This window comes from Rhizobium sp. MHM7A (assembly GCF_005862215.1).
Lineage (GTDB): Bacteria > Pseudomonadota > Alphaproteobacteria > Rhizobiales > Rhizobiaceae > Rhizobium > Rhizobium bangladeshense.
Window position 1 is genome coordinate 71558 of sequence record NZ_VCHT01000015.1, and the last position, 22886, is coordinate 94443.

The window sequence follows — 22886 nt, forward strand, 5'->3', positions numbered from 1 at the left end:
GAGGAAGAGTCAACAACCATTTTCTATGAATTTATTCCTGCCTTTGATTCCGCACTCGAAAATCGGCGGCAAAGGTTCTATATGGGCCCGCAAAGGAAGGAATATTCATGGCCCGCATAGACCAGAGCGATGATTGGCGGGACCGCCATGCGCCGACGATCAGCACTTTCGAGTCGCTGGCCATGGAGGCTTACAGCCATCTGCCCGATGAATTCCGCCAGCTGACGACCAACCTCACGATCGAGATCGAGGATTTTCCCGATGACGACGTTTTCGAGGATATGGCGCTGGAAACCCCTTTCGATCTGCTCGGCCTTTTCGAGGGCAGGGGCATTTCCGAACGTTTCACGGTGGAAACCGGCGAAATGCCGAATCACATCCGCCTCTACCGGCGCCCCATTCTCGATTATTGGGCCGAGAACGACGAGACGCTCGGCGATATCATCACCCACGTCCTGATCCACGAGATCGGCCACCATTTTGGGCTGAGCGACGAGGATATGGAGCGGATCGAGGCCAGCGCCGAGGAAGCCGCCGAACGCTGAAACCGCGCGTCCGGCAGAAGACGCTATTGCTCGGAGAGCTTCATCTCCGGATCGTAATCCTTGCCTTCGACAGTCTTGACGACTGCCTGGCCGCACTGCATCGCGCCGGTTGCCGCATTGAAGGCATAGGTCGGCGAACCCTCCAGCGACCAGCCCTTGTTGAGGGCGGCGGTGACCTTGTGGCAGAAGGAAGCGTCGTCGGGGCCGGTCAGGAAGCGATAGAGTTTCATCAGGCGGGCTTTCTTGCAGAAATCAGGTGAGCTTTATGAACCAGAGCTTCGGCCTGGACAAGATGCAGCCGCTCGATCATCCGCCCGTTCGCATTGATGACGTTGAGGCCCCTGGCAGCCGGATCCGCAAAGGCTGATATGATTGCCTGCGCTTCGGCAATCTCCTCCTCGCTCGGGCCGAAATGCCGGTTGGCGGCCGAAATCTGCGAGGGGTGGATCAACATCTTGCCGGAAAAACCCATGGCGCGACCCTGCCCGCATTCGACGTCGAAACCTTCGGCATCCCGGAAATCGTTGAAGACGCTGTCGAGCGCATCAAGCCCATAAGCCTTGGCCGCCAGGATGATCTGCATCAGCCAGGGCACGAGAAAGCTTCGCCCAGGCTGCGACAGGACGTCCGTTTCCTTGCGCAGGTCGTTGAGGCCGACGACGAGGCAATCGAGCCGTGCCCCCGGCATGCAGCCGGATTCGGCGATCGCCCCGACATTCAGCACGCCGCGCGGCGTCTCGATCATCGCCCAGATGCGCAGCTCCTCCGGCGCCTGTGCATCGGCAAGCAGATCGCTGGTCTCAGCGATAACTCGAGGCTCGTCCACCTTCGGCAGGAGAACGGCGTCGGGCAAAAGCGCCTTGACCAGATCGAGATCCGCCGCCCCGAATTCAGATGACAAAGAATTGATGCGGATGACCCTTTCCTTGCCCGCAAGCGGCGGCCCGGCAAAAAAAGCACGCAGATTTTCCCGCGCTTGCCCCTTGTTCTCGGGCGCGACCGAATCCTCCAGATCGAAAATAACGGCATCACAATCAAGGGAATGGCTCTTTTCGAGGGCGCGCAGATTGATGGCGGGCACACTCAGCACCGAGCGGCGCAGACTTAAGGAACGGAAAGGCGGGATTTGGTTCATCAGCCATTAGTGCCAAGCTTCTCAGAACGCGGCAAGACAACAAAAAGCCATGCTTGCCTTGCAGACAGAAAAAAGAAGAACCACATTCCTTTCGGTAGAAAGGTTTCAAACCATGCAGAACATTCGCTCCATCTTCTTCATGCTTGCCGGCGCCACCTTCTTTGTCGCCATGCTGCTTCTCACCTTCTCGGTGACGCTTGCCGTCGGCGGCATCCTGACCGTGCTCATGGTCGGACGCGCGCTTTCGATGAAGATGAAGCCCGCCCCCGTCCGCGCCAAGGCAAACAACGGTAAGCCGGAAATGCGCATCTGGAACGATGGTCGCGGCACGATCATCGATCTCTAAGACCTGCCTTCAAAAAAACTCGCCGACACTGTCGGATCATGCTTCCGTGATACGTCTTTGAAGCAGCCAGGCTTTCAGCCGGCGCTCAAAAACGATGGAGGACGAGCATGGATACGACGACGGAAAACAAACCGGCCAAGTTGCCGCCGGTGAAGAATGGCCTGCTGCCCTATCTCACTGTCGATGGCGCAGTAAAAGCCGCGGAATTCTACAAGAAGGCCTTCGGCGCCGAAGAGGCCCACAGGGTGCCGGTCGATGAAAGCGGCCGGACGATGCACATTCATCTCTATATCAATGACAGCTCCCTCATGCTGGCGGATGCCTATCCTGAATACGGCCATCCCTTCAAAGGCCATGAAGGCTTCGCCATCCAGCTTGTTATCGACGATATCGATTTCTGGTGGGATCGTGCGGTGGCCGCCGGCGCTGAAGTCGTCATGCCGGTCGAACTGATGTTCTGGGGTGACCGCTACGGCCAGCTTCGCGATCCGTTCGGCGTCCTCTGGGGCTTGAACGCGCCCGCCGAGTAACAGGCCGTGCACCGTCGCCAGGCCACGCGAACGTCGCGTGGCCGCCACTTTAGAAAGATTCTCCTTCATTTCGGCAAAAAACTGGACTAGATGCACATTCAGGAAAGTAGATTTGCTGAATGGAGCATGGGTCATGGATAAATTCGTGAAGCTCACGGGCGTTGCAGCGCCCCTGCCGGTCGTCAACATCGACACCGACATGATCATTCCGAAGGACTATCTGAAGACCATCAAGCGTACGGGTCTCGGCAAGGGCCTTTTCGCCGAAGCCCGCTACAATGAAGACGGCTCCGAAAATCCCGATTTCGTGCTGAACAAGCCGGCCTATCGCGACGCCAAGATCCTTGTCGCCGGCGACAATTTCGGCTGCGGTTCCTCGCGCGAACACGCTCCTTGGGCGCTGCTCGATTTCGGCATCCGCTGCGTGATCTCCACGAGCTTCGCCGACATTTTCTACAACAACTGCTTCAAGAACGGCATCCTGCCGATCAAGGTCAGCCAGGAAGATCTCGACAAGCTGATGGACGACGCCTCGCGCGGCTCCAATGCCATCCTCACGGTGGACCTCGAGAACCTCGAGATCACCGGCCCCGATGGCGGCTCCATCAAATTTGATCTCGACGAGTTCAAGCGCCACTGCCTGCTGAACGGCCTCGATGATATCGGTCTGACGCTGGAAAAGGGCAAGGCGATCGATGAGTTCGAAAAGAAGAACGCCGCGTCGCACCCATGGGCCGCTTAAGCCCTGACGAATTGCCGATTGATCAAGCCGGGCTTTCGCCCGGCTTTTTCTTTCACACGCGCAAGGACGCTGCAACATCCTCGCCGCAGCTCAGAGAAATTTCTCTTTCCAGAGTTTCAGTTTTTCCAGCGACACGCCGATGCCGCCGCAGACTTCGATGAGCGGGCTGTCAAAGCGCTGAAGCAGACCGGCATGCACATCGGCAACGGCCAGCGCCGCACCGCAGGCCGGCTCCACGAGGAGGCGGTGCGCATCGGCAAACTTCAGGCAGGCGGCAACGGCATCGCCGTCGCTGACGACGACGCTTTCGATCGGATGCTGCTTCGGCAGCTCGAAGACATGCTGCGCCACCTGCCGTGCACCGAGCGACGTGGCGATTGAGGTGATGGCTGGGAGGGTAACACGCTCGTTCGCCTGCAGGCTTTTATGTAGCGAAGCCGCCCCTTCGGTTTCAACCGCGATGACGGGCACGTCGGTTAGGCCGTTTCGCTTCAGCCCTTCGACAATGCCGGCAAGCAGTCCGCCGCCGCCGACACTGGTGACGACGCAGTCGAATGTCGCACCCTTGGCCACGACCTCATCGATCAGCGTGGCATGACCATCCCACAGAAGCGGATGGTCGAACGGATGCACATAGCTCGCCTTGCAGCTGCGGGCGAGTTCGATCGCATAGGCATTGGCTTCGTTGAAAACCGCTCCATGGACAAGCACATTCGCACCGGTTGCGGCAATCGTCTCCCGAACATCGGCCGCCGTCGTCTCCGGCACGACGATCGTGACCGGCACGCCGAGCGCCCGGCCGGCAAAGGCCGCGGCAATACCGGCATTGCCGCCCGAGGCGCAGAAGATCTCGCGCGCGCCTTTTTCCACCTCGTGCTGGCAAAGCCGGCCAACGCCACGCAGCTTGAAGCTGCCGGAAGGCTGAAGTGCATCGAGCTTCAGCCAGAGCGGCTTGCCGCTGGCGCTGTAGCCAGATGCTGTTCGAACCAGAGGCGTGTCGAGATGAAGGGGTGCTGAAGGCATGGGCGACATCCGGGAAAATAAATACTGAGCCTGCCGTTCTAATCCGGTTGCCGGCCTCGGAGCAACCATCGGCGCGCTGAGAGCGAAGCGTACCGATTCACCCTTTCTCTCGCTTGAAATGCCCATTTCCGGGGTCTAAGAAGCCGCAACTTGTTTTTCCAGGAGGGTTTCATGACAGCGCGCAATCTTTTCCTGCTGCCGGGTGACGGCATCGGTCCCGAGGCCATGGGCGAGGTCCGCAAGATCATCACCTATATGAACGAGACGATGGATGCCGGTTTTGTCACCGAGGAAGGCCTTGTCGGCGGTTCTGCCTATGACGCCCATGGCGCGGCGATCTCGGAAGCCGACATGCAGAAGGCGCTTGCCGCCGATGCCGTTCTCTTCGGAGCCGTCGGCGGCCCGAAATGGGATAGCGTGCCTTACGACGTGCGCCCGGAAGCCGGCCTGCTTCGCCTGCGCAAGGACCTGCAGCTCTTCGCAAACCTGCGCCCCGCCATATGCTATCCGGCCCTCGCCTCGGCCTCGTCGCTGAAGCCGGAACTGGTCGAAGGCCTTGATATTCTGATCATCCGCGAGCTGACGGGCGGCGTCTATTTCGGCGAGCCGAAGGAGATCATCGACCTCGGCAACGGCCAGAAGCGCGGCATCGACACGCAGGTCTACGATACCTACGAGATCGAACGCATCGCCGGCGTGGCCTTCGAAATGGCCCGCACGCGCCAGAACCGCGTCTGCTCCATGGAAAAGCGCAACGTCATGAAGTCGGGCGTGCTCTGGAACCAGGTGGTGACCGAGACGCACAGGGCGAAATATTCCGACGTCCAGCTCGAACATATGCTGGCCGACGCCGGCGGCATGCAGCTCGTGCGCCAGCCCAAGCAGTTCGACGTCATTGTCACCGACAATCTCTTCGGCGACATGCTCTCCGACGTCGCCGCCATGCTGACTGGCTCCCTCGGCATGCTGCCTTCGGCCTCGCTCGGCGCGCCCGACGGCAAGACCGGCAAGCGCAAGGCGCTCTATGAGCCGGTGCACGGCTCGGCCCCCGATATTGCCGGCAAGGGCATCGCCAATCCAATCGCCATGATCGCCTCCTTCGCCATGTGCCTGCGTTACTCCTTCAACATGGTGAAGGAAGCCGACGATCTGGAAAGGGCGATTGCCAACGTGCTCGACAAGGGCATCCGCACCGGCGACATCATGGCCGACGGCTGCAGACAGGTCGGCACCGTCGAAATGGGCGATGCGATCCTTGCCGAGTTCAAGGCGCTGGCGGCCTGATATATTTCACGTGAAACAGTTTCACGCCCTTCGCATCACGTATGCGGAGGGCTTTTTCAGGGATGACAACCGCCGGTTCGGTCGAATTAGCCAAAACGGGCTATCCTTGGCCATAATCTCGTGTATTTTTGCGCCGGATTTCACGGTGCATACTTCCAGCTGGAAACGATTTTCCGGCTTATGCGCCAGTTCAAAGTGATGGAGCGCCTGTCGGACGCGCGGCGCTCGAATTCTAATTCGAACGGACGACTGAATGCGGGCATTTTGGATTTCCCTGGACAGGCGCTGGCGCCGGAGTGACGCCACGATGCCGCCTTTGCGCTGGCAGGCTTGTCTCTTCATCACGATCAACGCCGTGCTCCTTTCCATGCTGCTCTTCGACGCGCCGATCGGCGCCAGCGAGCCTCCCGCGTCGGTGAAGCAGCTGGGCGAGTTCCTGACCGGTTTCGGCGATTCCGCCTGGCTGATCTGCACCAGCATCCTGCTCTTCTTTCAGGGCAGGGCGGGCTACAAGCTCTTGAAGGCGGCGCGTTCGAAGGCACAGGCGCTTTATATCAGCTGGATCGGCGCCTATCTCTTCACCACGGTCGTCTTCTCCGGGCTTCTCGCCAATCTCCTGAAACGGGCGATTGGAAGGGCGCGTCCCGATCACTTCCACGATTACGGTATCTTTTCTTTCACGCCTTTTTCAGGCCGTGCGGCTTTCGAAAGTTTTCCCTCCGGCCATTCCACCACGGTCGGCGCCTTCTTCGCCGCCTTCGCGCTTCTGTTTCCGCGCTACCGCGTTGCCTTTATCGCCTGTGCCATCTGGTTCGGCATGACACGGGTCATGGTCGGCGCTCATTATCCGAGCGACGTCATCGCCGGTCTTGCCTTTGGCGGCTGGTTCTCCCTGCTGACCGCGATCGTCTATGCCCGTTGCGGTCTGCTCTTCAAACTGGCGCCGGATGGCTGGCCGCTCGCCAAGCGCCTGTTCCGCACTGCATAATTCCTTAAATCAGAATCGATTTAAGCATAAATGATGCAGCCATTTGAATGTTACAGCGTCCTTTGCGCGTCCAATAAGACGCGCGGCGCTGTAATAGGAAAAAGCCCGACGCCTTGTGAGCGCCGGGCCGTTTTCTGAAAGCTTGTCAGAAGCGAACGCGTCATCAATCCATTGCGTGGATGTCCCTGTTCTTCGTTTCGGGCAGGAAGATCAGGCCGATCACCAGCGTGATCGCCGCAAACACGATCGGATACCAGAGACCGTAATAGATGTCGCCCGCAGCGGCGCTCATCGCAAAGGCCGTCGCCGGCAGCAGGCCGCCAAACCAACCGTTTCCGATATGATAGGGCAGCGACATGCCGGTATAGCGGATACGGGTTGGGAAGAGCTCGACCAGAAGGGCTGCGATCGGGCCGTAGACCATCGTCACATAGAGGACGAGGACGAAGAGGATCGCAACCGTGCCGACCCAGTTGACACGGGCGGGATCGGCGGTCATGGCGAAGTTGCCGGCATTGGCGATGTTATAGACTGCCATGTCGGTGACGCCATTGGCCTCATCGGCGGTCAGCAGCTTGCCTTCCACCAGCTTGGCGACCGGCATCGTTTCTTTCTCGCCCGCGCGCACGGCTTCGGCATTGAGCGCCAGTTCCGGATTGGCGGCGATGAAGGCATCTAGCTTGGAGTCCGGCACCTTGGCGGCGCCGCGCTTAAGCGGATAACCGGCATCGTGAAGCGCAATGTTCACGCCCTTTTCGAAGGCGGCGGTCATGCTCTTCGCTTTGTCGCCGGCGGCAAGGGCGTCGAAGCTCGTGACCGTCTGGTTACCGACCTTCACCGTTGCCGGCTGCCCGGCAGGACCTGGCACGACATCGTATGGCACCGAGTTTTTCGTCAGGAAGGCCGTTGCCACATCGCAGGAGCTGGTGAATTTCGCCGTGCCCGTCGGGTTGAACTGGAACCTGCAATCCGCCGGATCGGCCGTGACCGTCGCGCGGATCGAGGCTTGTGCCTCGGCAAGCGCCGGATTCGCCGTCCAGGTCATCGCCTTGAACAGCGGGTGATAGGTCACCGCGGCTATGAGAAGGCCCGCCATGATGATCGGCTTGCGGCCGATCTTGTCGGAGAGGCCGCCGAAGATGACGAAGAACGGCGTTCCCAGCAACAGGGCGATCGCGACCATGATATTGGCCGATTGCAGATCCACCTTGAGTACGTTCTGCAGGAAGAACAGCGCATAGAACTGGCCGCCGTACCAGACGACCGCCTGGCCCATTGTGGCGCCGAGAAGCGCGATGATGGCGATCTTGGCGTTCTTCCATTGGCCGAAGGCTTCGCTGAGCGGCGCCTTTGAACCCTTGCCTTCCGCCTTCATGCGTTGGAACGCAGGCGATTCGTTCATCTTCAGGCGGATCCAGACGGAAATGCCGAGCAGCACGACCGAGACCAGGAACGGAATACGCCAGCCCCAGGCCGCAAATTGAACCGGACCCATCAGCGACTGAACCAGGATGATGACGATCAGCGACAGGAAGAGGCCGAGAGTCGCCGTCGTCTGAATCCATGAGGTGAAGTAGCCGCGCCGCCCGTTCGGCGCATGTTCGGCGACATAGGTTGCCGCGCCGCCATATTCACCACCGAGCGCCAGGCCCTGCAGCAGCCGAAGGCCGATCAGGATGATGGGAGCTGCGATGCCGATGCTGGCCGCACCTGGCAGGATGCCGACGAGGAAGGTTGAAAAACCCATGATCAGGATCGTCACCAGGAAGGTGTATTTACGTCCTACGAGGTCGCCGAGACGGCCGAACACCAATGCGCCGAAGGGCCGCACCAGGAAGCCGGCGGCAAAGGCGAGAAGTGTGAAGATATTGCGCGTTGCCTCGGGATATTGGGTGAAGTAGGTCGCGCCGATATAAGTGGCGAGCGAACCGTAGAGATAGAAGTCATACCATTCGAAAACAGTGCCGAGCGAAGAGGCGAAGATGACCTTCTTCTCCTCGCCGGTCATCGGGCCGGCCTTCGCGCCGTCGATGCTTGCGACATTTGCCATTGTCTGTCCTCCACAGAGTGATGAGCAACGCGCGCGACCTGCTTTCCTCAAAGCATACCCCTGGCCGCGACACGCCTGACGAGAGTGTGCCAGAAAATATGGCCCGCAAAGAGAGATGCTTTGGGATTATGACTTTAGTCTAATGGCGGCGCGCTTCGTGGTCCGCATCGGGCGGTTGTTCGACCTCCTGCGCGCAACGCGATTTTGGAGGCGGACGGGCCTCACCTGGTTTGCGAAAGCAGACCTGCTATACTCAGCGCCTGCGCCGGCGATTGGCGTGGCAAGCCGCCGACAGGCAGAAGCACGGGTGCTGACAAGGTGACGGTCGGTATCGCCGCAGGACGAGGCCGATATTGGTGGCGCGACATTAACCTGGTCGGGATATCTTCCGGTATGTCAAAACGCCCGGCTTGCGGCGGTTCCTTTCGCCTGCCGACTGCTCAAGCAAAAACCTTGACTCCTGTGGAAAACCTTCTAAGAGCAACAGCGGAAAAGGAATCTCCATGGTTCGCGACGAACACGCCATTGCCGCATGCGATGACCGGGCACGGGTTGCCGGGGTGGAAATTGCCGTTCCGGTTTCTTCCAAAACTAAGGCCAAAACGACGACGAAAACCGTCTGACGTCTCTGGCCTGCCGCTCTCTCCCCGGCTCGGCTGGGGACAGGAAGACGCGATCCGTCGCGCCTTTCCCCTCACCGGACAAGAGGAGAGAAGAGAAAGAGAGCTTGAGAAATGGGTTTCAAAGTAGCAGTTGCGGGAGCCACCGGAAATGTCGGCCGGGAGATGCTCAACATCCTCTCCGAACGCGGCTTCCCCGCCGATGAAGTCGTGGCGCTCGCCTCGGCGCGTTCCCAGGGCACTGAGGTGTCCTATGGCGACCGGACGCTGAAGGTCTCCAATCTGGAGAATTACGATTTCTCCGATACCGACATCTGCCTGATGTCGGCCGGCGGCGAGGTCTCCAAGAAGTTCTCCCCGAAGATCGGCCAGCAGGGCTGCGTCGTCATCGACAATTCCTCGGCCTGGCGCTATGACGCCGACGTGCCGCTGATCGTGCCGGAAGTCAACCCGGACGCCGTCACGCAGTTCACCAAGCGCAACATCATCGCCAATCCGAATTGCTCGACCGCGCAGCTGGTTGTGGCGCTGAAGCCGCTGCACGACTTCGCCAAGATCAAGCGCGTCGTCGTCTCCACCTATCAGTCGGTCTCCGGCGCCGGCAAGGACGGCATGGACGAACTCTTCAACCAGACGCGCGCCGTCTTCGTTGCCGACCCGATCGAGAACAAGAAGTTCACCAAGCGTATCGCCTTCAACGTCATCCCGCATATCGACGTCTTCATGGAGGATGGCTATACCAAGGAAGAGTGGAAGGTGCTGGCCGAGACGAAGAAGATGCTCGACCCGAAGATCAAGGTGACCTGCACGGCGGTGCGTGTGCCCGTCTTCATCGGTCATTCGGAATCGGTCAACATCGAATTCGAAAACGAGATCACCGCCGATCAGGCTCGCGATATCCTGCGCGACGCGCCGGGCTGCCTCGTCATCGACAAGCGCGAGAACGGCGGCTACATCACGCCGTATGAATCCGCCGGCGAAGACGCGACCTACATCTCACGCATCCGCGAGGATGCAACGGTCGAAAATGGCCTCAATATGTGGGTGGTTTCCGACAACCTGCGCAAGGGCGCGGCGCTGAACGCCATCCAGATCGCCGAGCTTCTCGTCAATCGCGGCCTGGTCAAGCCGCGCAAGCAGGCAGCCTGATACCATTTGTAAACCATAATATGTTAAAGCCCTGCTCGTCGAGCGGGGCTTTTTCCGGGGGCAAATACAACTGTATAAGCGCTCGCTAAAAGGCGATCGTGAGAAAATCGCGAGCGGCTGGCATTCTCTTGCCCGCCTAAAAACTATGCAGATCGAGAGCGGGGTTTCTCAATGCGCATGACAAAGTTGTTTCTGGCGGCCGCTGCGGCAATGGGCGTCCTCCACGCGATACCGGCATTCGCGCAGGGTGCACAATGTGGCAATACCGGCGCCGGCTTCGAGGCCTGGGTTAGCGATTTCAAGCAGACGGCAGCCGCAAGCGGCGTCAGCCAGTCGGTTCTCAATCGCGCTTTCGCCAATGTCAGCTACAACAAGCCGACCATCGCTGCCGACCGTGGCCAGAAAAGCTTCAAGCTATCCTTCGACGCCTTCATGAAGAAGCGCGGAGGCGCCGCAATCATCTCCCGCGGCCGCAGTATGAAGGCCGCCAACCAGGCTCTGTTTGCGTCGATCGAGCGCCGTTTCGGTGTCCCGGCCGGCCCTCTGATTGCCATCTGGGGCATGGAGACCGGTTTTGGCAGCTATATGGGCAACCAGCATACGCTGTCAGCTGTTTCGACGCTGGCTTACGACTGCCGCCGTTCGGAATATTTCACCGACCAGCTCTATGCGGCGCTCCAGTTGGTCTCCGAGGGTTATCTGAGCCCGCAGGCCAGGGGCGCCGCCCATGGCGAAATCGGCCAGACGCAGTTTCTGCCGCGCAACGTCGTGCGGTTCGGCGCCGACGGCGATGGCGACGGCCGGGTCGACATGGTCGGCTCCCGCGCCGATGCACTGGCCTCGACCGCAAATTTCCTCAAGGGCCACGGCTGGCGCGCCGGCGCCGGCTATCAGCCGGGCGAGCCGAATTTCGCCGCTATCCAGGGCTGGAACGCGGCCAGCGTCTATCAGCAGGCGATCGCCTATATCGGCCAGCAGATCGACGGCGGCAGATAAGCCTTCATTGATAACGACACCCGGAAACGCCGCTGCGATATGCGGCGTTTTTCATATGCGGGAATCAAAACCGCCGACCGATCCCGCCTTGCGTCGCTCCTCCTGCGGAAGGGCCGGCACGACCGGCTCGGAAATGACACAATTGCGGCCGGAGGCCTTGGCGGCGTAAAGTGCCAGATCGGCCCGTTTGACCAGATCCTCGAAGTTCCGGTTGGCGGCGTTGTTCGCCCGGCCAGCGCATCCGAAGCTCGCCGTCACCTTGATCAATTCGCCGCTCGGCAGAGGAATTTCCGCCATCTCGATCGCCAGGCGCACGCGTTGGGCGATGACTGCTGCGTCATTGGGCGTCGAATCCGGCAGAAGCACCAGGAATTCCTCGCCGCCGTGGCGCACCAGGAGATCGAAAGAACGGAAATTCTCACGCGCCACTCTCGCAACATGTCGTAGCACGGCATCGCCGGCGTCATGGCCGTGAACATCGTTGATCTTCTTGAAATGATCGAGGTCGAAGAGCACGACCGAGATCCAACGGGACCCGTGTTCGGCTTGGGTAAGAAGCGCTGACGCAGCGACTTCGAAGCCACGCCTGTTGTAAAGACCGGTCAGAAGGTCGGTTTGGGCAGCGTTGCGCAACTCGCCCACCAGCGTCTCGCGATCCCTGGTCAGTCGATCAATAAGACGCAGCCCCCTTGCCGCCAGAAGCATCACCAGGGTGGCGAGAATGAGCAGGCCGGCGCAGAGCGCGAAGATCAGCGTCAGGTGAACGTGCGCACGCGCCGAAAGGCTTTCGCCGGTCTCGTGGATATCATTGGCGGCTTCGACGATCTTGTGCTGGAGGAAGGCCATGCGCTCGTTCTGCGCCACCGCCCAGATATCGCGCGCCTCGCGCGTAGGCCGCGATCCGGCAAGGATGGAATCGGTAATCGCATTCGCCTTCACTTGGTTGCTACGGCCGAGATAGGCAGTGATGTCGCGTACGGTTGAGTCTGAGGAATGGAAGACCATATGGTCCATCCCATCGCCGAGCATGACCTTGCCCTGCACGAACAACTCCACCGGAAACCTGGCGACGAAACCATGGTCAAGATAACGGGTACCGACGACGGTGATCAGCCTTTCACCGTAATAGGTCAGCAGGATGCCCATCAGCTGGTTGGACTTCTGCAGCAGTACCGGATCACTGATCAACGGCGAAAGCGCATCGACGACGGCGAGCTGCTTCTGGGCCGCATACCAGTAGATGTAGCCGGGATCGCTGTTGATATAACGGCCTTGGTCGACTGCGCTTCGCGCAGCCACAATACGGCTGTAGGCAAGGTTGAGAGCCGACAATTCGTCGACAAGCCCCTTGTCCAGCACATCGCGAGAGGGGAGGCTGGCATAGAAAGCGCGGCGTTCGTGATCGAGCATCGCCCGGCTTCGCTGCATCTCGGCGGCGGCCGGGCCGCTTGGCTGGGCGATATACCGACGCGTGGCGCCGATTTCAGCCAGGATCTCAGTGGCGGCGATGGACCCAGCGCGGGCAAGCACATCGGCAAACTGCCGATCCTTCTCAAGATCCCTGTATTCCTTGAGCGAAGACCGCAGGAGGATGACGCCTTCAATGACCATGAAGACGAAGGGCAGCATGATGGCAGCCAGGATTACCTTTTTGATGGTCTCGAACTTCATCGCCAATCGCCACGTTGATCAAACGTCGGTCGTGCGCGACCAATTCCGAAGAAGCTTAGCAGCAATCGTTAAAAAACTGCTAAACCCGCCTATCCCTGGATTTCCGGGCGAATGAAGTCACGGGTATCGGCGTCCATCACCCAGAGTTCACCCGTCGAAATGTCGAACCAGGCGCCATGAAGATGAAGATTTCCCGCTTCTTCGAGCGCCTTGATATTCGGAAAGCTTCTGAGATTGTCGATCGAGTTGCGGATGGAGACACGCTCGAGCGCAGTTTGCCGCTCGGCCGCGGTCATCACGTCATTGCTCTGGATCTGCTCGGCTGCCGGTTTGACCAGCGACATCCACCGTCCGATGAAATCGCCGGGTGACAACGGCTCGGCATTCGGATCAAGTGCCGCACGGATCCCCCCGCAGCGGCCATGGCCCATCACCACGATATCCGAAACCTTCAGCGCCTGCACGGCAAATTCCAGAGCGGCCGATGTCGAATGGAAATTGCCGTCCGGCTCATAGGGCGGCACCATATTGGCTACATTGCGGACGACGAAAAGCTCGCCCGGGCCGGCATCGAAGATCAGCTCGGGAGCCGCACGCGAGTCCGAACAGGCAATGACCAGCGTGCTGGGACTCTGACCGTTTTCGGCAAGTTGCCGATACCTGTCGCGGGCGTCGGCATAACGCCCGTTCATGAAGTTGCGATAACCGTTCAGAAGAGTGTTTGGAAAACGCTGCATGCCTCTGGATTAGCGCGCGCCGAGGACAAGATCAACTGCTGCACCGCAAAATGGGCGCATTGGCAAATGCGTCAATTTTTCCGCCGTTGCGCGGGGTGAACCAACCGGCGCATCTGCACCATGGCCATTGGCGTCGAAAGACTGGACGCATCGCTTGCCAGCATCAACTCATTGCTGCCGCGCTTGACCGCACGTGCAAGAACTTCGAACACGCTGGCTGTGGCAAGCTGCAATGCCTTTTCATCCTCGAGGCCTGACAGCAGGCGCGACAGAAAAACGGCGGCCAGCAGATCGCCGAGGCCATTCGGCGGGTTCTCGACGACGCGGTGCTCGGCAAGCAGCGCGTGACGGCCGGAAAGGTAGAGATTGCCGGTGCCGCCTGCCATCATGGGCACCGCCGAGGTGACGAGCATACGCGACGGTCCGAGCGCCAGTGCCGCCTCCATGATTGCGCTGTTGTCGTCGAGCGCTGCTCCCGACAGCCAGGCGAGCTCGTACCGATTCGGCGTCGCGAGCGAAGCCAGCGGGATGAGATGATCGCGAATGGCCTCCGCCGTCGCTTCGGGCACGTAGAGGCCGCCGAGATCGCCCATGACAGGGTCACAGACATAAAGCAGTTCGGGATTGTTCTGCCGGAGCGCAGCGATCAGCCGGGCGACGGAGCGTGCCTGGGCGGCATTGCCGAAATAGCCCGAAAGCACCGCCCTCACTTCACCGATCCACGGCGCGCGGATCAGATCGTCGATCGCCGCGTCGAAGTCCGCTTCGGCAAATGTCAGCCGCGTCGAACGGCCATGGCCGGGATGCCAGGGCAGAACGACGGTCGGCAGCGCCCAGACCGGATGGCCGAGCGTCTCCAGCGCAAACACCGCCGCCCGGTTCCCAACCGAGCCGCGCACGACATGGCTGGAAATAACAATGACTGCTCCCGCTGCATTTTCCGACATGAAACCGAGGTCCGAAATGATGATGGCGTTTGATGATCTTTTTGACGCCGGCCTGTCAACCATTCTTCACGTGAGCATGAAAATGTGCAGCGGAAGCAAACCCCGGAGAGGGCCGTCCAAACTCGCTTCGAAAGCGAAAAATCTCTGATAATTCCCATTTCCGCGGTCAGAAAAGCATCAAAACAATCACCGCGGCCACGATTTTAGGGATTTTTTCGAGAAATCTTCTGCTAGCTTGCGACAAAATCAGTCCATTGCGGGGAGGCGACTCATGGCTGCCAGAAACAATCCGAAACGAGAAAAGCAGATCGAAACTGCGCGCAAGATCGCTGAGGCGGTGAGCGAACCTCATCTCGATCCGGAAATTCTTTTCGGCCGCGCCAGCAATGATGACCTCGAACTCTATGCGCCCGACATGCTGGCGCGCGCCGCCGTACATTCGGCAAAGGAACTTGCTGCGTGGAACGGCAAGGCGCCCCGCGTCAGCATCGACACAATTGCCGAGGTGACGCCTGGCGGCACCGCCGTCTCGGTGCTGTCGGTGACTGACCACAACATGCCTTTCCTATATGAGTCGGTCATGGGTGAGGTGACGAGCACCTACCGCGATCTCTTCATGGCCGTGCATCCCATCCTCGTCATGGAAAAGGGCAAAGCCCCCGCGCTCTATTCCGCCGACCACCCGAGCGATCCGGCCACGCGCGTCAGCCATATCCAGCTGCATATCGCCCCGCTGAACTCCGCCCAGGCTGCCGATCTCGTCAAACGCGTCCAGGCCGTGCTCGAACAGGTCCGCCTTTCGGTCTCGGACTGGAAGCCGATGCTTGCCAAGCTCGACGGGGTGATCGCCGAACTTTCGGCCAATGGCGCCGGCCGCAGGAAGGCCGAACATGCCGAAGCGGTTGCCTTCCTGGCCTGGCTGCGCGACGAAAATTTCACCTTCCTCGGCATGCGCGAATATGTCTATTCGGGCAAGGGGGCCGACGCCAAGGTCGAGCGGGACAAGGGCGCCGGCCTTGGCATCCTTTCCAACCCCGACGTTCTCGTGCTGCGCACCGGCAAGGACGCCGTGACCACGACGCCGGAGATTCTCGCCTTCCTCGACGGCCCCGACTTTTTGATCGTCACCAAGGCGAACGTAAAGTCGATCGTTCATCGCCGCGCCTATATGGATTACGTTGGCGTCAAGCGCTTCGACGCTCAGGGCAATGTCACAGGGGAACTCCGCATCGTTGGCCTCTTCACCTCGACAGCCTATACCTCGCTCGCCTCCGAAATCCCGCTGCTGCGGTCCAAGATCGAAAAGGTGAAGGAGCATTTCGGCTTCGACCCGATGAGCCATTCCGGCCGAATGCTCGATAACACGCTGGAATCCTATCCGCGCGACGACCTTTTCCAGATCGACACGACGCTGCTTGCAAGCTTTGCCGAGCAGATCAACGATCTCGCCGACCGGCCGCGCGTCCGCGTCCTGCCGCGCATCGACCATTTCGACCGCTTCGTCTCGGTGATCGTCTATGTGCCGCGTGAGGAATATGACTCGATCGTGCGCGAGCGGATCGGCACCTATCTGAAGACGGTCTATGACGGTCGTGTCTCCGCCTATTACCCGGCTTTCCCCGAAGGCGGCGTCGCCCGCGTGCATTTCATCATCGGCCGCTCCGGCGGCAAGACGCCGCGCATCCCGCAGGCAAAGCTCGAGCAGACGATCCGCGAAATCACCGCCCGCTGGGACGACCGTTTCGAAGCGCTCGCCGGACCCAAGTCGCCCAAACTATCGGTCGATCAAGCCTTCCAGGATTCTTTTACCCCTGAAGAAACCGTGGCCGACCTTGCCGATATCGGCGCCTGCGCCGCCGGGGAGCCGCTCCGCATCCAGTTTTATCATCGCCAGGAAGCACAAGGGCCTATCCTTTCGCTGAAGATCTTCCACGCCGGCGGTCAACTCGCCTTGTCGCGCCGCGTGCCGCTTCTCGAGAACCTCGGCTTCAATGTCGTCAGCGAACGCACCTTCGACATCGGAGTGCGGACCGCCGATGGCGAAACCAAACTCGTCGTGCTGCACGACATGGAGCTCGAGACCCGCAACGGCGGCGACATCGACCTGCATCGTTATGGCGCGGCGCTCGAGGAAGCCTTCGTCGCCGCCTTCGCCGGCACGATCGACAATGACAGCTTCAACCGGCTGATTCTTTCGGCCGGGCTCTCGGCGCGCGAAGCCAATGTGTTGCGTGCCTATGCCCGTTATCTCCGCCAGGCCGGCATCGCCTATTCGCAGGATTACATCGCAACGACACTGGACAAATATCCTGGTGTGGCCGCCGCCATCTTCCGACTGTTTCACGACACGCTTGATCCTAAGCTTTCCGACAAAGCCCGCGTTAGGAAGATCGCCGACCTGCACCAGGCGGTCGAGGCAGACCTTGCAGACGTTCCGAGCCTTGACGACGACCGTATCTTGCGACGCTACGTCAACATCGTCGACGCGACGCTGCGCACCAATTATTTTCAGAAGAACCCCGATGGGTCGCCGAAAGCCATGCTGGCCTTCAAGCTCGATCCGAACCTGGTCGACGGGCTGCCGCAACCGAAACCCTTCCGCGAGATGTTCGTCTACGGCGTCGAGGTGGAAGGCGTGCACCTGCGCTTCGGCAAGGTGGCGCGCGGCGGCCTGCGCTGGTCGGACCGCGCCGAGGATTACCGCACCGAGGTGCTCGGCCTCGTCAAGGCGCAGCAGGTGAAGAACGCCGTTATCGTGCCGGTCGGCGCCAAAGGCGGCTTTTATCCGAAGAAGCTTCCGGCTAACGGCAGCCGCGACGAGATCTTCAATGCCGGCCGCGAAGCTTACAAGACCTATATCCGTACGCTGCTTTCGATCACCGACAATATCTCAGGCGCCGAGATCGTGCCGCCGAAGGATACGATCAGGCTCGACGGCGACGATCCCTATTTCGTCGTCGCCGCCGACAAGGGCACAGCGACCTTTTCCGACACCGCCAATGCTCTGGCGCAGGAGGCAGGCTTCTGGCTGGACGACGCCTTCGCCTCGGGCGGCTCGGCCGGTTACGATCACAAGAAGATGGGCATCACCGCCCGCGGCGCCTGGGAAACCGTGAAACGCCATTTCCGCGAAATGGACGTTGACATCCAGACGACGCCGTTCACCGTCGCCGGCGTCGGCGATATGTCGGGCGACGTCTTCGGCAACGGCATGCTGCTCTCCCCTAAGATCCGGCTCGTCGCCGCCTTCGACCACCGTGACATCATCATCGATCCCGATCCCGACATGGAAAAGACGCTGGCCGAGCGCCGGCGGCTCTTCGACCTGCCACGCTCGAGCTGGCAGGATTTTGACAGAAACGCCCTTTCCAAGGGGGCGATGATCATTTCCCGCGCAGCGAAATCGGTGACCCTGACGCCGGAAGCGATCGCAACGATCGGCATAGACAAAGCTGTGGCCACGCCCTTCGAGATTATGACGGCAATCCTGAAGAGCCCGGTCGACCTGCTCTGGTTCGGCGGCATCGGCACCTATGTGAAAGCTGCCTCCGAAACCGATACCGAGGTCGGCGACCGCAGCAACGACCCAATCCGCATTACGGCGGCGGAGGTGCGCGCCAAGGTGATCGGCGAGGGCGCAAACCTCGGCGTCACCCAGAAGGGCCGCATCGCCTACGGGCTCAGGGGCGGGCGCTGCAATTCCGACGCCATCGACAACTCGGCCGGCGTCAACACCTCGGACGTCGAGGTCAACATCAAGATCGCGCTGGCGGCCGCCATGCATGACGGGCGGCTGACGCGGGCAAAACGAGACCAGCTTCTTTCGTCGATGACCGCCGAAGTGGCGGCGCTCGTCTTGCGCAACAACTATCTCCAGTCGCTGGCGATCTCGCTCACCGAACGCAAGGGCACGGCAAACGGCTTGGAACTCGCCCGCTTTATGAGTGTGCTCGAGACCGCCGGCCAGCTGAACCGTAAGGTCGAGACCTTGCCGGATGAGCAGACGCTGGCTGAACGTTACACGGCTGGCAACCCGCTGACGCGGCCGGAAATTGGCGTGCTGCTGTCCTATGCCAAGATCGTGCTCTTCGATGCGCTCGCCGCAAGCGATCTGCCTGACGACCCCTATTTTGCGGCGACGCTCTCCAATTATTTCCCCGTCAAGATGCAGAAGTCGAACGCCGGCGATATAGCAAGCCATCGGCTGCGGCGGGAAATCATCGCCACCGTGCTTGCCAATGAAGCGATCAACCGCGGCGGGCCGAGCTTCATCGTCGCCATGATGGACGCGACGGCGGCTTCGGCGCCGGAAGTGGTGCGCGCCGCGATCGTCGCACGCGACGGTTTCGACCTCACCCGCCTATGGGCCGACACGGATGCGCTCGACGGCAAAATACCGGGCGAGGTGCAGAACCGCATCTACGAAGAAATCAGCCACAGCTTTACCGTTCTCACGCGCCTGCTGTTGAAAACCGCGATGACCAAAGCCGATATGGCGGAGGTAATTAGCCGGCTGCAGGCCGCACTGAAGAAATTAAGACCTGCTTTCGCCGAACAGGCCGCCGGCGATGCTGCCGCCCGCCAGGCGGAATATGTCGAGGTGGGCGTGCCCGAAAAGCTTGCGGCCGAAATCGCCAACCTCCAGAGCTTCGCGCTGGTGCCGGAGATCATGCAGATTGCCGAGCGCACCGGCGAGCCGCTGGTGCGCGCAGCCGAGAATTATTTTGCGGTGTCGAAAACCTTTCGGATAGCCCGGCTGCTGGCGGCCGGCAGCCGAATTCTCACCTCCGACCACTACGAAAATCTGGCGCTTGCACGCAGCATCGACCAGATCGCCAGCGCCCGGCGCGACATCGTCATCTCGGCCCTTTGCGACCACGGCAAGGAGAAGCTGCCCGTCCAGGCCTGGCATGCGCAGGATCGCGTTCGCATCAACCGCATCGTCGAGGAGCTTTCCAGCCTGAGCGACAGCGGTGATCCCAATCTTGCGCGCATTACCGTTGCCGCAGGCATCCTCACCGATCTTGCGCGCGACCGGGCGAGGTGAGACAGTCCGCGAAAAAGGAGCGGATGTTGAATCGCATAGACTGGACAGGAACACAGCCGCCGAAAGCCACGGAGAAGGGCATCTGGGGGTGGATGTTCTTCGATTGGGCGGCCCAGCCTTTCTTCACTGTGGTCACCACCTTCATCTTCGGGCCCTATTTCGTCTCCCGCCTGACGGATGATCCTGTGTCGGCCCAGACGACGTGGAGCAACATGGCGACGATCTCGTCTGTGATCATCGCCCTGCTGTCGCCCGTACTCGGCTCGATCGCCGACCAGTCGGGGGCGCGCAAACCGTGGATCGGCTTCTTCGCGATCATCAAGATCGCCAGCCTGTTCTGCCTGTGGTTTGCAGCCCCGGGTTCGCCTGTCCTTTATCCCGTAATCTTCATGATTCTCGCCTCGGTTTCGGCCGAGTTTTCGATCGTCTTCAATGATTCGATGATGCCGCGGCTGGTCGCCAAGCACGAGGTGGGCAAGCTCTCCAACACCGCCTGGGGGCTTGGCTATCTCGGCGGCATGATCGTGCTGATTGCCGTCGTCACGCTTTTGGCGGCAAGCCCGGAAAGCGGCAAGACCGTTCTCGGCCTCGACCCGCTTTTCGGCCTCGACCCCAAGACCGGCCAGGACGCGCGCGTTACCGGGCCGATCTCGGCCGTCTGGTATCTGATTTTCATCCTGCCGATGTTCATCTTCACACCCGATGTCGGCAGAGGCCTGCCATTCGGCGCCGCCATTCGCGCCGGCCTGCGGGAACTGAGAAACACGCTCGGCGAACTCAGAGAACGCCGCGGCATCCTGAGATTCCTCATCGCCCGCATGATCTATCAGGACGGCGTCAACGGCCTGTTGATCCTCGGAGGCGTTTTCGCCGCCGGCATGTTCGGCTGGGCGACGATCGAGATCGGTCTCTACGGCATCATCCTGAACGTCGTCGCGATCTTCGGCTGCCTGATCGCCGGACGGATCGACAGGGGCGTCGGTTCCAAGGTGACCGTCGTCATCAGCCTCACCATGCTGCTTCTCGCCACCATCGGCATCATCTCGACCGGGCCGGGTTACACCCTGTTTGGTTTGATGCCGCTGCCGACGACCGATTCCGGCGGCCTCTTCGGCACCGCCGCCGAAAAGGCCTATATCCTTTATGGCCTGCTGATCGGGCTCGCCTTCGGGCCGGTGCAGGCCTCGTCGCGCTCTTACCTCGCGCGCAGCGTCAGCCTTGAGGAAGCCGGCCGGTACTTCGGCCTCTACGCACTTTCAGGGCGCGCCACGAGCTTCATGGCGACGCTGCTCTTTTCGCTGGCGACCTATATCAGCGGCTCACCGCGGCTCGGAATGGCAACGCTGGTACTGTTTCTCGCCGGCGGGCTGGTGCTGCTGATCCGCACGCCCTATCCGGCCGATCGGACCTGACAAGTCTCCGGCACGCGTCAGTGCCGGAAATGGCGCATGCCGGTGAAGACCATGGCAATGCCGTGTTCGTTTGCGGCATCGATGACCTCCTGGTCGCGCATCGAGCCGCCGGGCTGGATAACGGCCGTCGCCCCTGCGGCGATCATCGACAAAAGACCATCGGCAAACGGCAGGAAGGCCTCGGAAGCAACCGCCGAACCATGCGTCATCGGCACCGTGAGGCCAAGCGCCTTGGCGGCCTCTTCGGCCTTCAGCGCGGCGATGCGGGCGGAATCCACCCGGCTCATTTGCCCGGCGCCGATACCGGCCGTCTGGCCGTCCTTGGCATAGACCACGGCGTTCGATTTGACATGTTTGCCGACTTTGAAGGCAAACTTCATATCATCAAGCTCCTGCGCCGTCGGCGCGCGCTTGGTGACGACCTTGAGCTCCAGATCCTCGACCATGCCGTTGTCGCGGCTCTGGACCAGGAGGCCGCCGGAGACGGTTTTCGCAGTCAAACCCGCAGCGCGTGGATCAGGCAGGCCACCTGCGGACAGAAGCCGCAGGTTCGGCTTACGGGCCACGATCGCCTTTGCCTCTTCGGTGACATCAGGGGCGATGATCACTTCGGTGAAGAGCTTGACGATCTCCTCGGCCGTTTCGGCATCCAAGACACGGTTGAGCGCGATAATGCCGCCGAAGGCGGAAACGGAATCGCAGGCCAACGCCCGCTGATAGGCTTCCATCAGGCTCGAACCGGTAGCGACGCCGCAGGGATTGGCATGTTTGATGATCGCGCAGGCGGGCGCCTTTTCGGGCAGGAATTCGGCGACGAGCTCGTAGGCGGCATCGGTGTCGTTGATATTGTTATAGGAGAGCTGCTTGCCCTGGAGAAGGACGGCTGTCGAAACTCCCGGGCGCTTCTCGCCCGTGACATAGAAGGCGGCCTTCTGATGCGGATTCTCGCCGTAACGCATTTCTTCCTTCAGCACGCCGCCGACGACGCGGTGGCGCGGCGTGTCGACCGCCAGGGCTTCGGCAAACCAGTTGGAAATCGCAGCATCATAGGCCGCGGTACGCGCATAGGCTTTGGCGGCCATGCGCTGGCGGAAGGCATAGGCCGTCTTGCCATCATCTGCCGAAAGCTGCTCCTTGAACTCCGCATAATCGTCGGGATCGGTCAGGATGGTTACATAGGCATGGTTCTTGGCCGATGCACGGATCATCGCCGGACCGCCAATGTCGATATTCTCGACGGTCGTCGGGTAATCGCCACCGGCCGCCCGCACCTCCTCGAATGGGTAGAGGTTGATGACGGCAAGATCGATGCCCTCGATGCCGTGCTTTTTCATCGCCTCCTGGTGTTCGCCATCGTCGCGGATCGCCAGCAGGCCGCCATGCACCGTCGGATGCAGCGTCTTGACGCGCCCATCCATGATCTCAGGAAAACCGGTGATCTCGGAAACATCGGTGACATCAAGCCCGGCCGCGGCGATCGCCTTGTAGGTGCCGCCGGTCGACAGCAGACGCACGCCTCTTTCAGACAATGTCTGGGCGAGCTCGACGATGCCGGTCTTGTCGAAGACGGAGAGGAGAGCGGTCCTGATTTCGACCTTGTCGGGGGCGGGGATCTTCTTGGAAATGACGGCCATGAACCTTCTCCGTTCGGGCTTCGGGAGATA

19 protein-coding genes are annotated in these 22886 nt (G+C 60.7%); 11 read left to right on the forward strand and 8 right to left on the reverse strand.

Going from position 1 to position 22886, the window contains the following annotated elements; translation table 11 throughout:
* Positions 1-107: 107 nt before the first annotated feature.
* A complete protein-coding gene (locus tag FFR93_RS32685) occupies positions 108-545 on the forward strand; it encodes a metallopeptidase family protein (protein WP_138396265.1) in 438 nt (145 codons plus the stop codon).
* A gap of 23 nt (positions 546-568) precedes the next feature.
* On the opposite strand, the gene FFR93_RS32690 is transcribed toward FFR93_RS32685, so the two are convergent.
* Positions 569-775 (reverse strand): DUF1737 domain-containing protein, encoded by a 207-nt coding sequence (locus tag FFR93_RS32690; protein WP_009996762.1) that lies wholly within the window; start codon positions 773-775, stop codon positions 569-571.
* Positions 775-1680 carry a CoA ester lyase gene (locus tag FFR93_RS32695; protein WP_138396266.1) on the reverse strand — a complete coding sequence of 302 codons (906 nt, stop codon included), beginning with the start codon at positions 1678-1680 and terminating at the stop codon, positions 775-777. The genes FFR93_RS32690 and FFR93_RS32695 overlap by 1 nt, the downstream gene beginning before the upstream one ends.
* 112 nt (positions 1681-1792) lie before the next feature.
* On the opposite strand from FFR93_RS32695, the gene FFR93_RS32700 reads away from it, so the two are divergent.
* From FFR93_RS32700 to leuD, 3 genes are all read left to right on the forward strand, one after another.
* Positions 1793-2026: a hypothetical protein gene (locus tag FFR93_RS32700; RefSeq protein WP_064708240.1), complete on the forward strand. Its 234-nt coding sequence runs from the start codon at positions 1793-1795 to the stop codon at positions 2024-2026.
* Positions 2027-2133: 107 nt separating this feature from the next.
* The gene (locus tag FFR93_RS32705; protein WP_064708128.1) at positions 2134-2556 is read left to right on the forward strand and encodes a glyoxalase/bleomycin resistance/extradiol dioxygenase family protein; all 423 of its coding nucleotides are present in this window, start codon (positions 2134-2136) and stop codon (positions 2554-2556) included.
* A 133-nt stretch (positions 2557-2689) separates the two neighbouring features.
* Positions 2690-3298, forward strand: coding sequence for a 3-isopropylmalate dehydratase small subunit (gene leuD, locus FFR93_RS32710; RefSeq protein ID WP_064708129.1), 609 nt, complete (start codon positions 2690-2692; stop codon positions 3296-3298).
* Positions 3299-3388: 90 nt separating this feature from the next.
* Here the strand turns inward: leuD and FFR93_RS32715 are convergent, their stop codons facing one another.
* Complete coding sequence (locus tag FFR93_RS32715; RefSeq protein WP_138396267.1) at positions 3389-4321, reverse strand: pyridoxal-phosphate dependent enzyme; 933 nt, start codon at positions 4319-4321, stop codon at positions 3389-3391.
* A gap of 171 nt (positions 4322-4492) precedes the next feature.
* On the opposite strand from FFR93_RS32715, the gene leuB reads away from it, so the two are divergent.
* Both leuB and lpxE read left to right on the forward strand, forming a co-directional pair.
* Positions 4493-5605: a 3-isopropylmalate dehydrogenase gene (leuB, locus tag FFR93_RS32720; protein ID WP_064712470.1), complete on the forward strand. Its 1113-nt coding sequence runs from the start codon at positions 4493-4495 to the stop codon at positions 5603-5605.
* 253 nt (positions 5606-5858) lie between these two features.
* Positions 5859-6593, forward strand: coding sequence for a lipid A 1-phosphatase LpxE (gene lpxE / locus FFR93_RS32725; RefSeq protein ID WP_197491964.1), 735 nt, complete (start codon positions 5859-5861; stop codon positions 6591-6593).
* 163 nt (positions 6594-6756) lie between these two features.
* On the opposite strand, the gene FFR93_RS32730 is transcribed toward lpxE, so the two are convergent.
* Positions 6757-8643, reverse strand: a complete 1887-nt coding sequence (locus FFR93_RS32730; protein WP_064712469.1) for an MFS transporter — start codon at positions 8641-8643, stop codon at positions 6757-6759.
* A 410-nt stretch (positions 8644-9053) separates the two neighbouring features.
* On the opposite strand from FFR93_RS32730, the gene FFR93_RS32735 reads away from it, so the two are divergent.
* From FFR93_RS32735 to FFR93_RS32745, 3 genes are all read left to right on the forward strand, one after another.
* The gene (locus FFR93_RS32735) at positions 9054-9266 is read left to right on the forward strand and encodes a hypothetical protein (protein WP_138396268.1); all 213 of its coding nucleotides are present in this window, start codon (positions 9054-9056) and stop codon (positions 9264-9266) included.
* A gap of 111 nt (positions 9267-9377) precedes the next feature.
* Positions 9378-10412 (forward strand): aspartate-semialdehyde dehydrogenase, encoded by a 1035-nt coding sequence (locus FFR93_RS32740; RefSeq protein WP_064708136.1) that lies wholly within the window; start codon positions 9378-9380, stop codon positions 10410-10412.
* Positions 10413-10583: 171 nt separating this feature from the next.
* Positions 10584-11408 (forward strand): lytic transglycosylase domain-containing protein, encoded by an 825-nt coding sequence (locus tag FFR93_RS32745; RefSeq protein ID WP_064712467.1) that lies wholly within the window; start codon positions 10584-10586, stop codon positions 11406-11408.
* 51 nt (positions 11409-11459) lie between these two features.
* On the opposite strand, the gene FFR93_RS32750 is transcribed toward FFR93_RS32745, so the two are convergent.
* The 3 genes from FFR93_RS32750 to pdxY form a co-directional block, all read right to left on the reverse strand.
* Positions 11460-13079, reverse strand: a complete 1620-nt coding sequence (locus FFR93_RS32750) for a GGDEF domain-containing protein (protein ID WP_138396269.1) — start codon at positions 13077-13079, stop codon at positions 11460-11462.
* 89 nt (positions 13080-13168) lie between these two features.
* Positions 13169-13816, reverse strand: a complete 648-nt coding sequence (locus FFR93_RS32755) for a carbonic anhydrase (RefSeq protein ID WP_064708139.1) — start codon at positions 13814-13816, stop codon at positions 13169-13171.
* Positions 13817-13887: 71 nt separating this feature from the next.
* Positions 13888-14763 (reverse strand): pyridoxal kinase PdxY, encoded by an 876-nt coding sequence (gene pdxY, locus FFR93_RS32760; RefSeq protein WP_064708241.1) that lies wholly within the window; start codon positions 14761-14763, stop codon positions 13888-13890.
* Positions 14764-15034: 271 nt separating this feature from the next.
* Here pdxY and FFR93_RS32770 point away from each other — a divergent pair, with 271 nt between their 5' ends.
* Together FFR93_RS32770 and FFR93_RS32775 are read left to right on the forward strand one after the other, a co-directional pair.
* Positions 15035-19810, forward strand: a complete 4776-nt coding sequence (locus FFR93_RS32770) for an NAD-glutamate dehydrogenase (RefSeq protein ID WP_138396316.1) — start codon at positions 15035-15037, stop codon at positions 19808-19810.
* Between the two features lie 23 nt (positions 19811-19833).
* Positions 19834-21222, forward strand: a complete 1389-nt coding sequence (locus FFR93_RS32775; RefSeq protein WP_138396270.1) for an MFS transporter — start codon at positions 19834-19836, stop codon at positions 21220-21222.
* Between the two features lie 17 nt (positions 21223-21239).
* Here the strand turns inward: FFR93_RS32775 and purH are convergent, their stop codons facing one another.
* Positions 21240-22856, reverse strand: coding sequence for a bifunctional phosphoribosylaminoimidazolecarboxamide formyltransferase/IMP cyclohydrolase (gene purH, locus FFR93_RS32780; RefSeq protein ID WP_138396271.1), 1617 nt, complete (start codon positions 22854-22856; stop codon positions 21240-21242).
* Positions 22857-22886 lie beyond the last annotated feature (30 nt).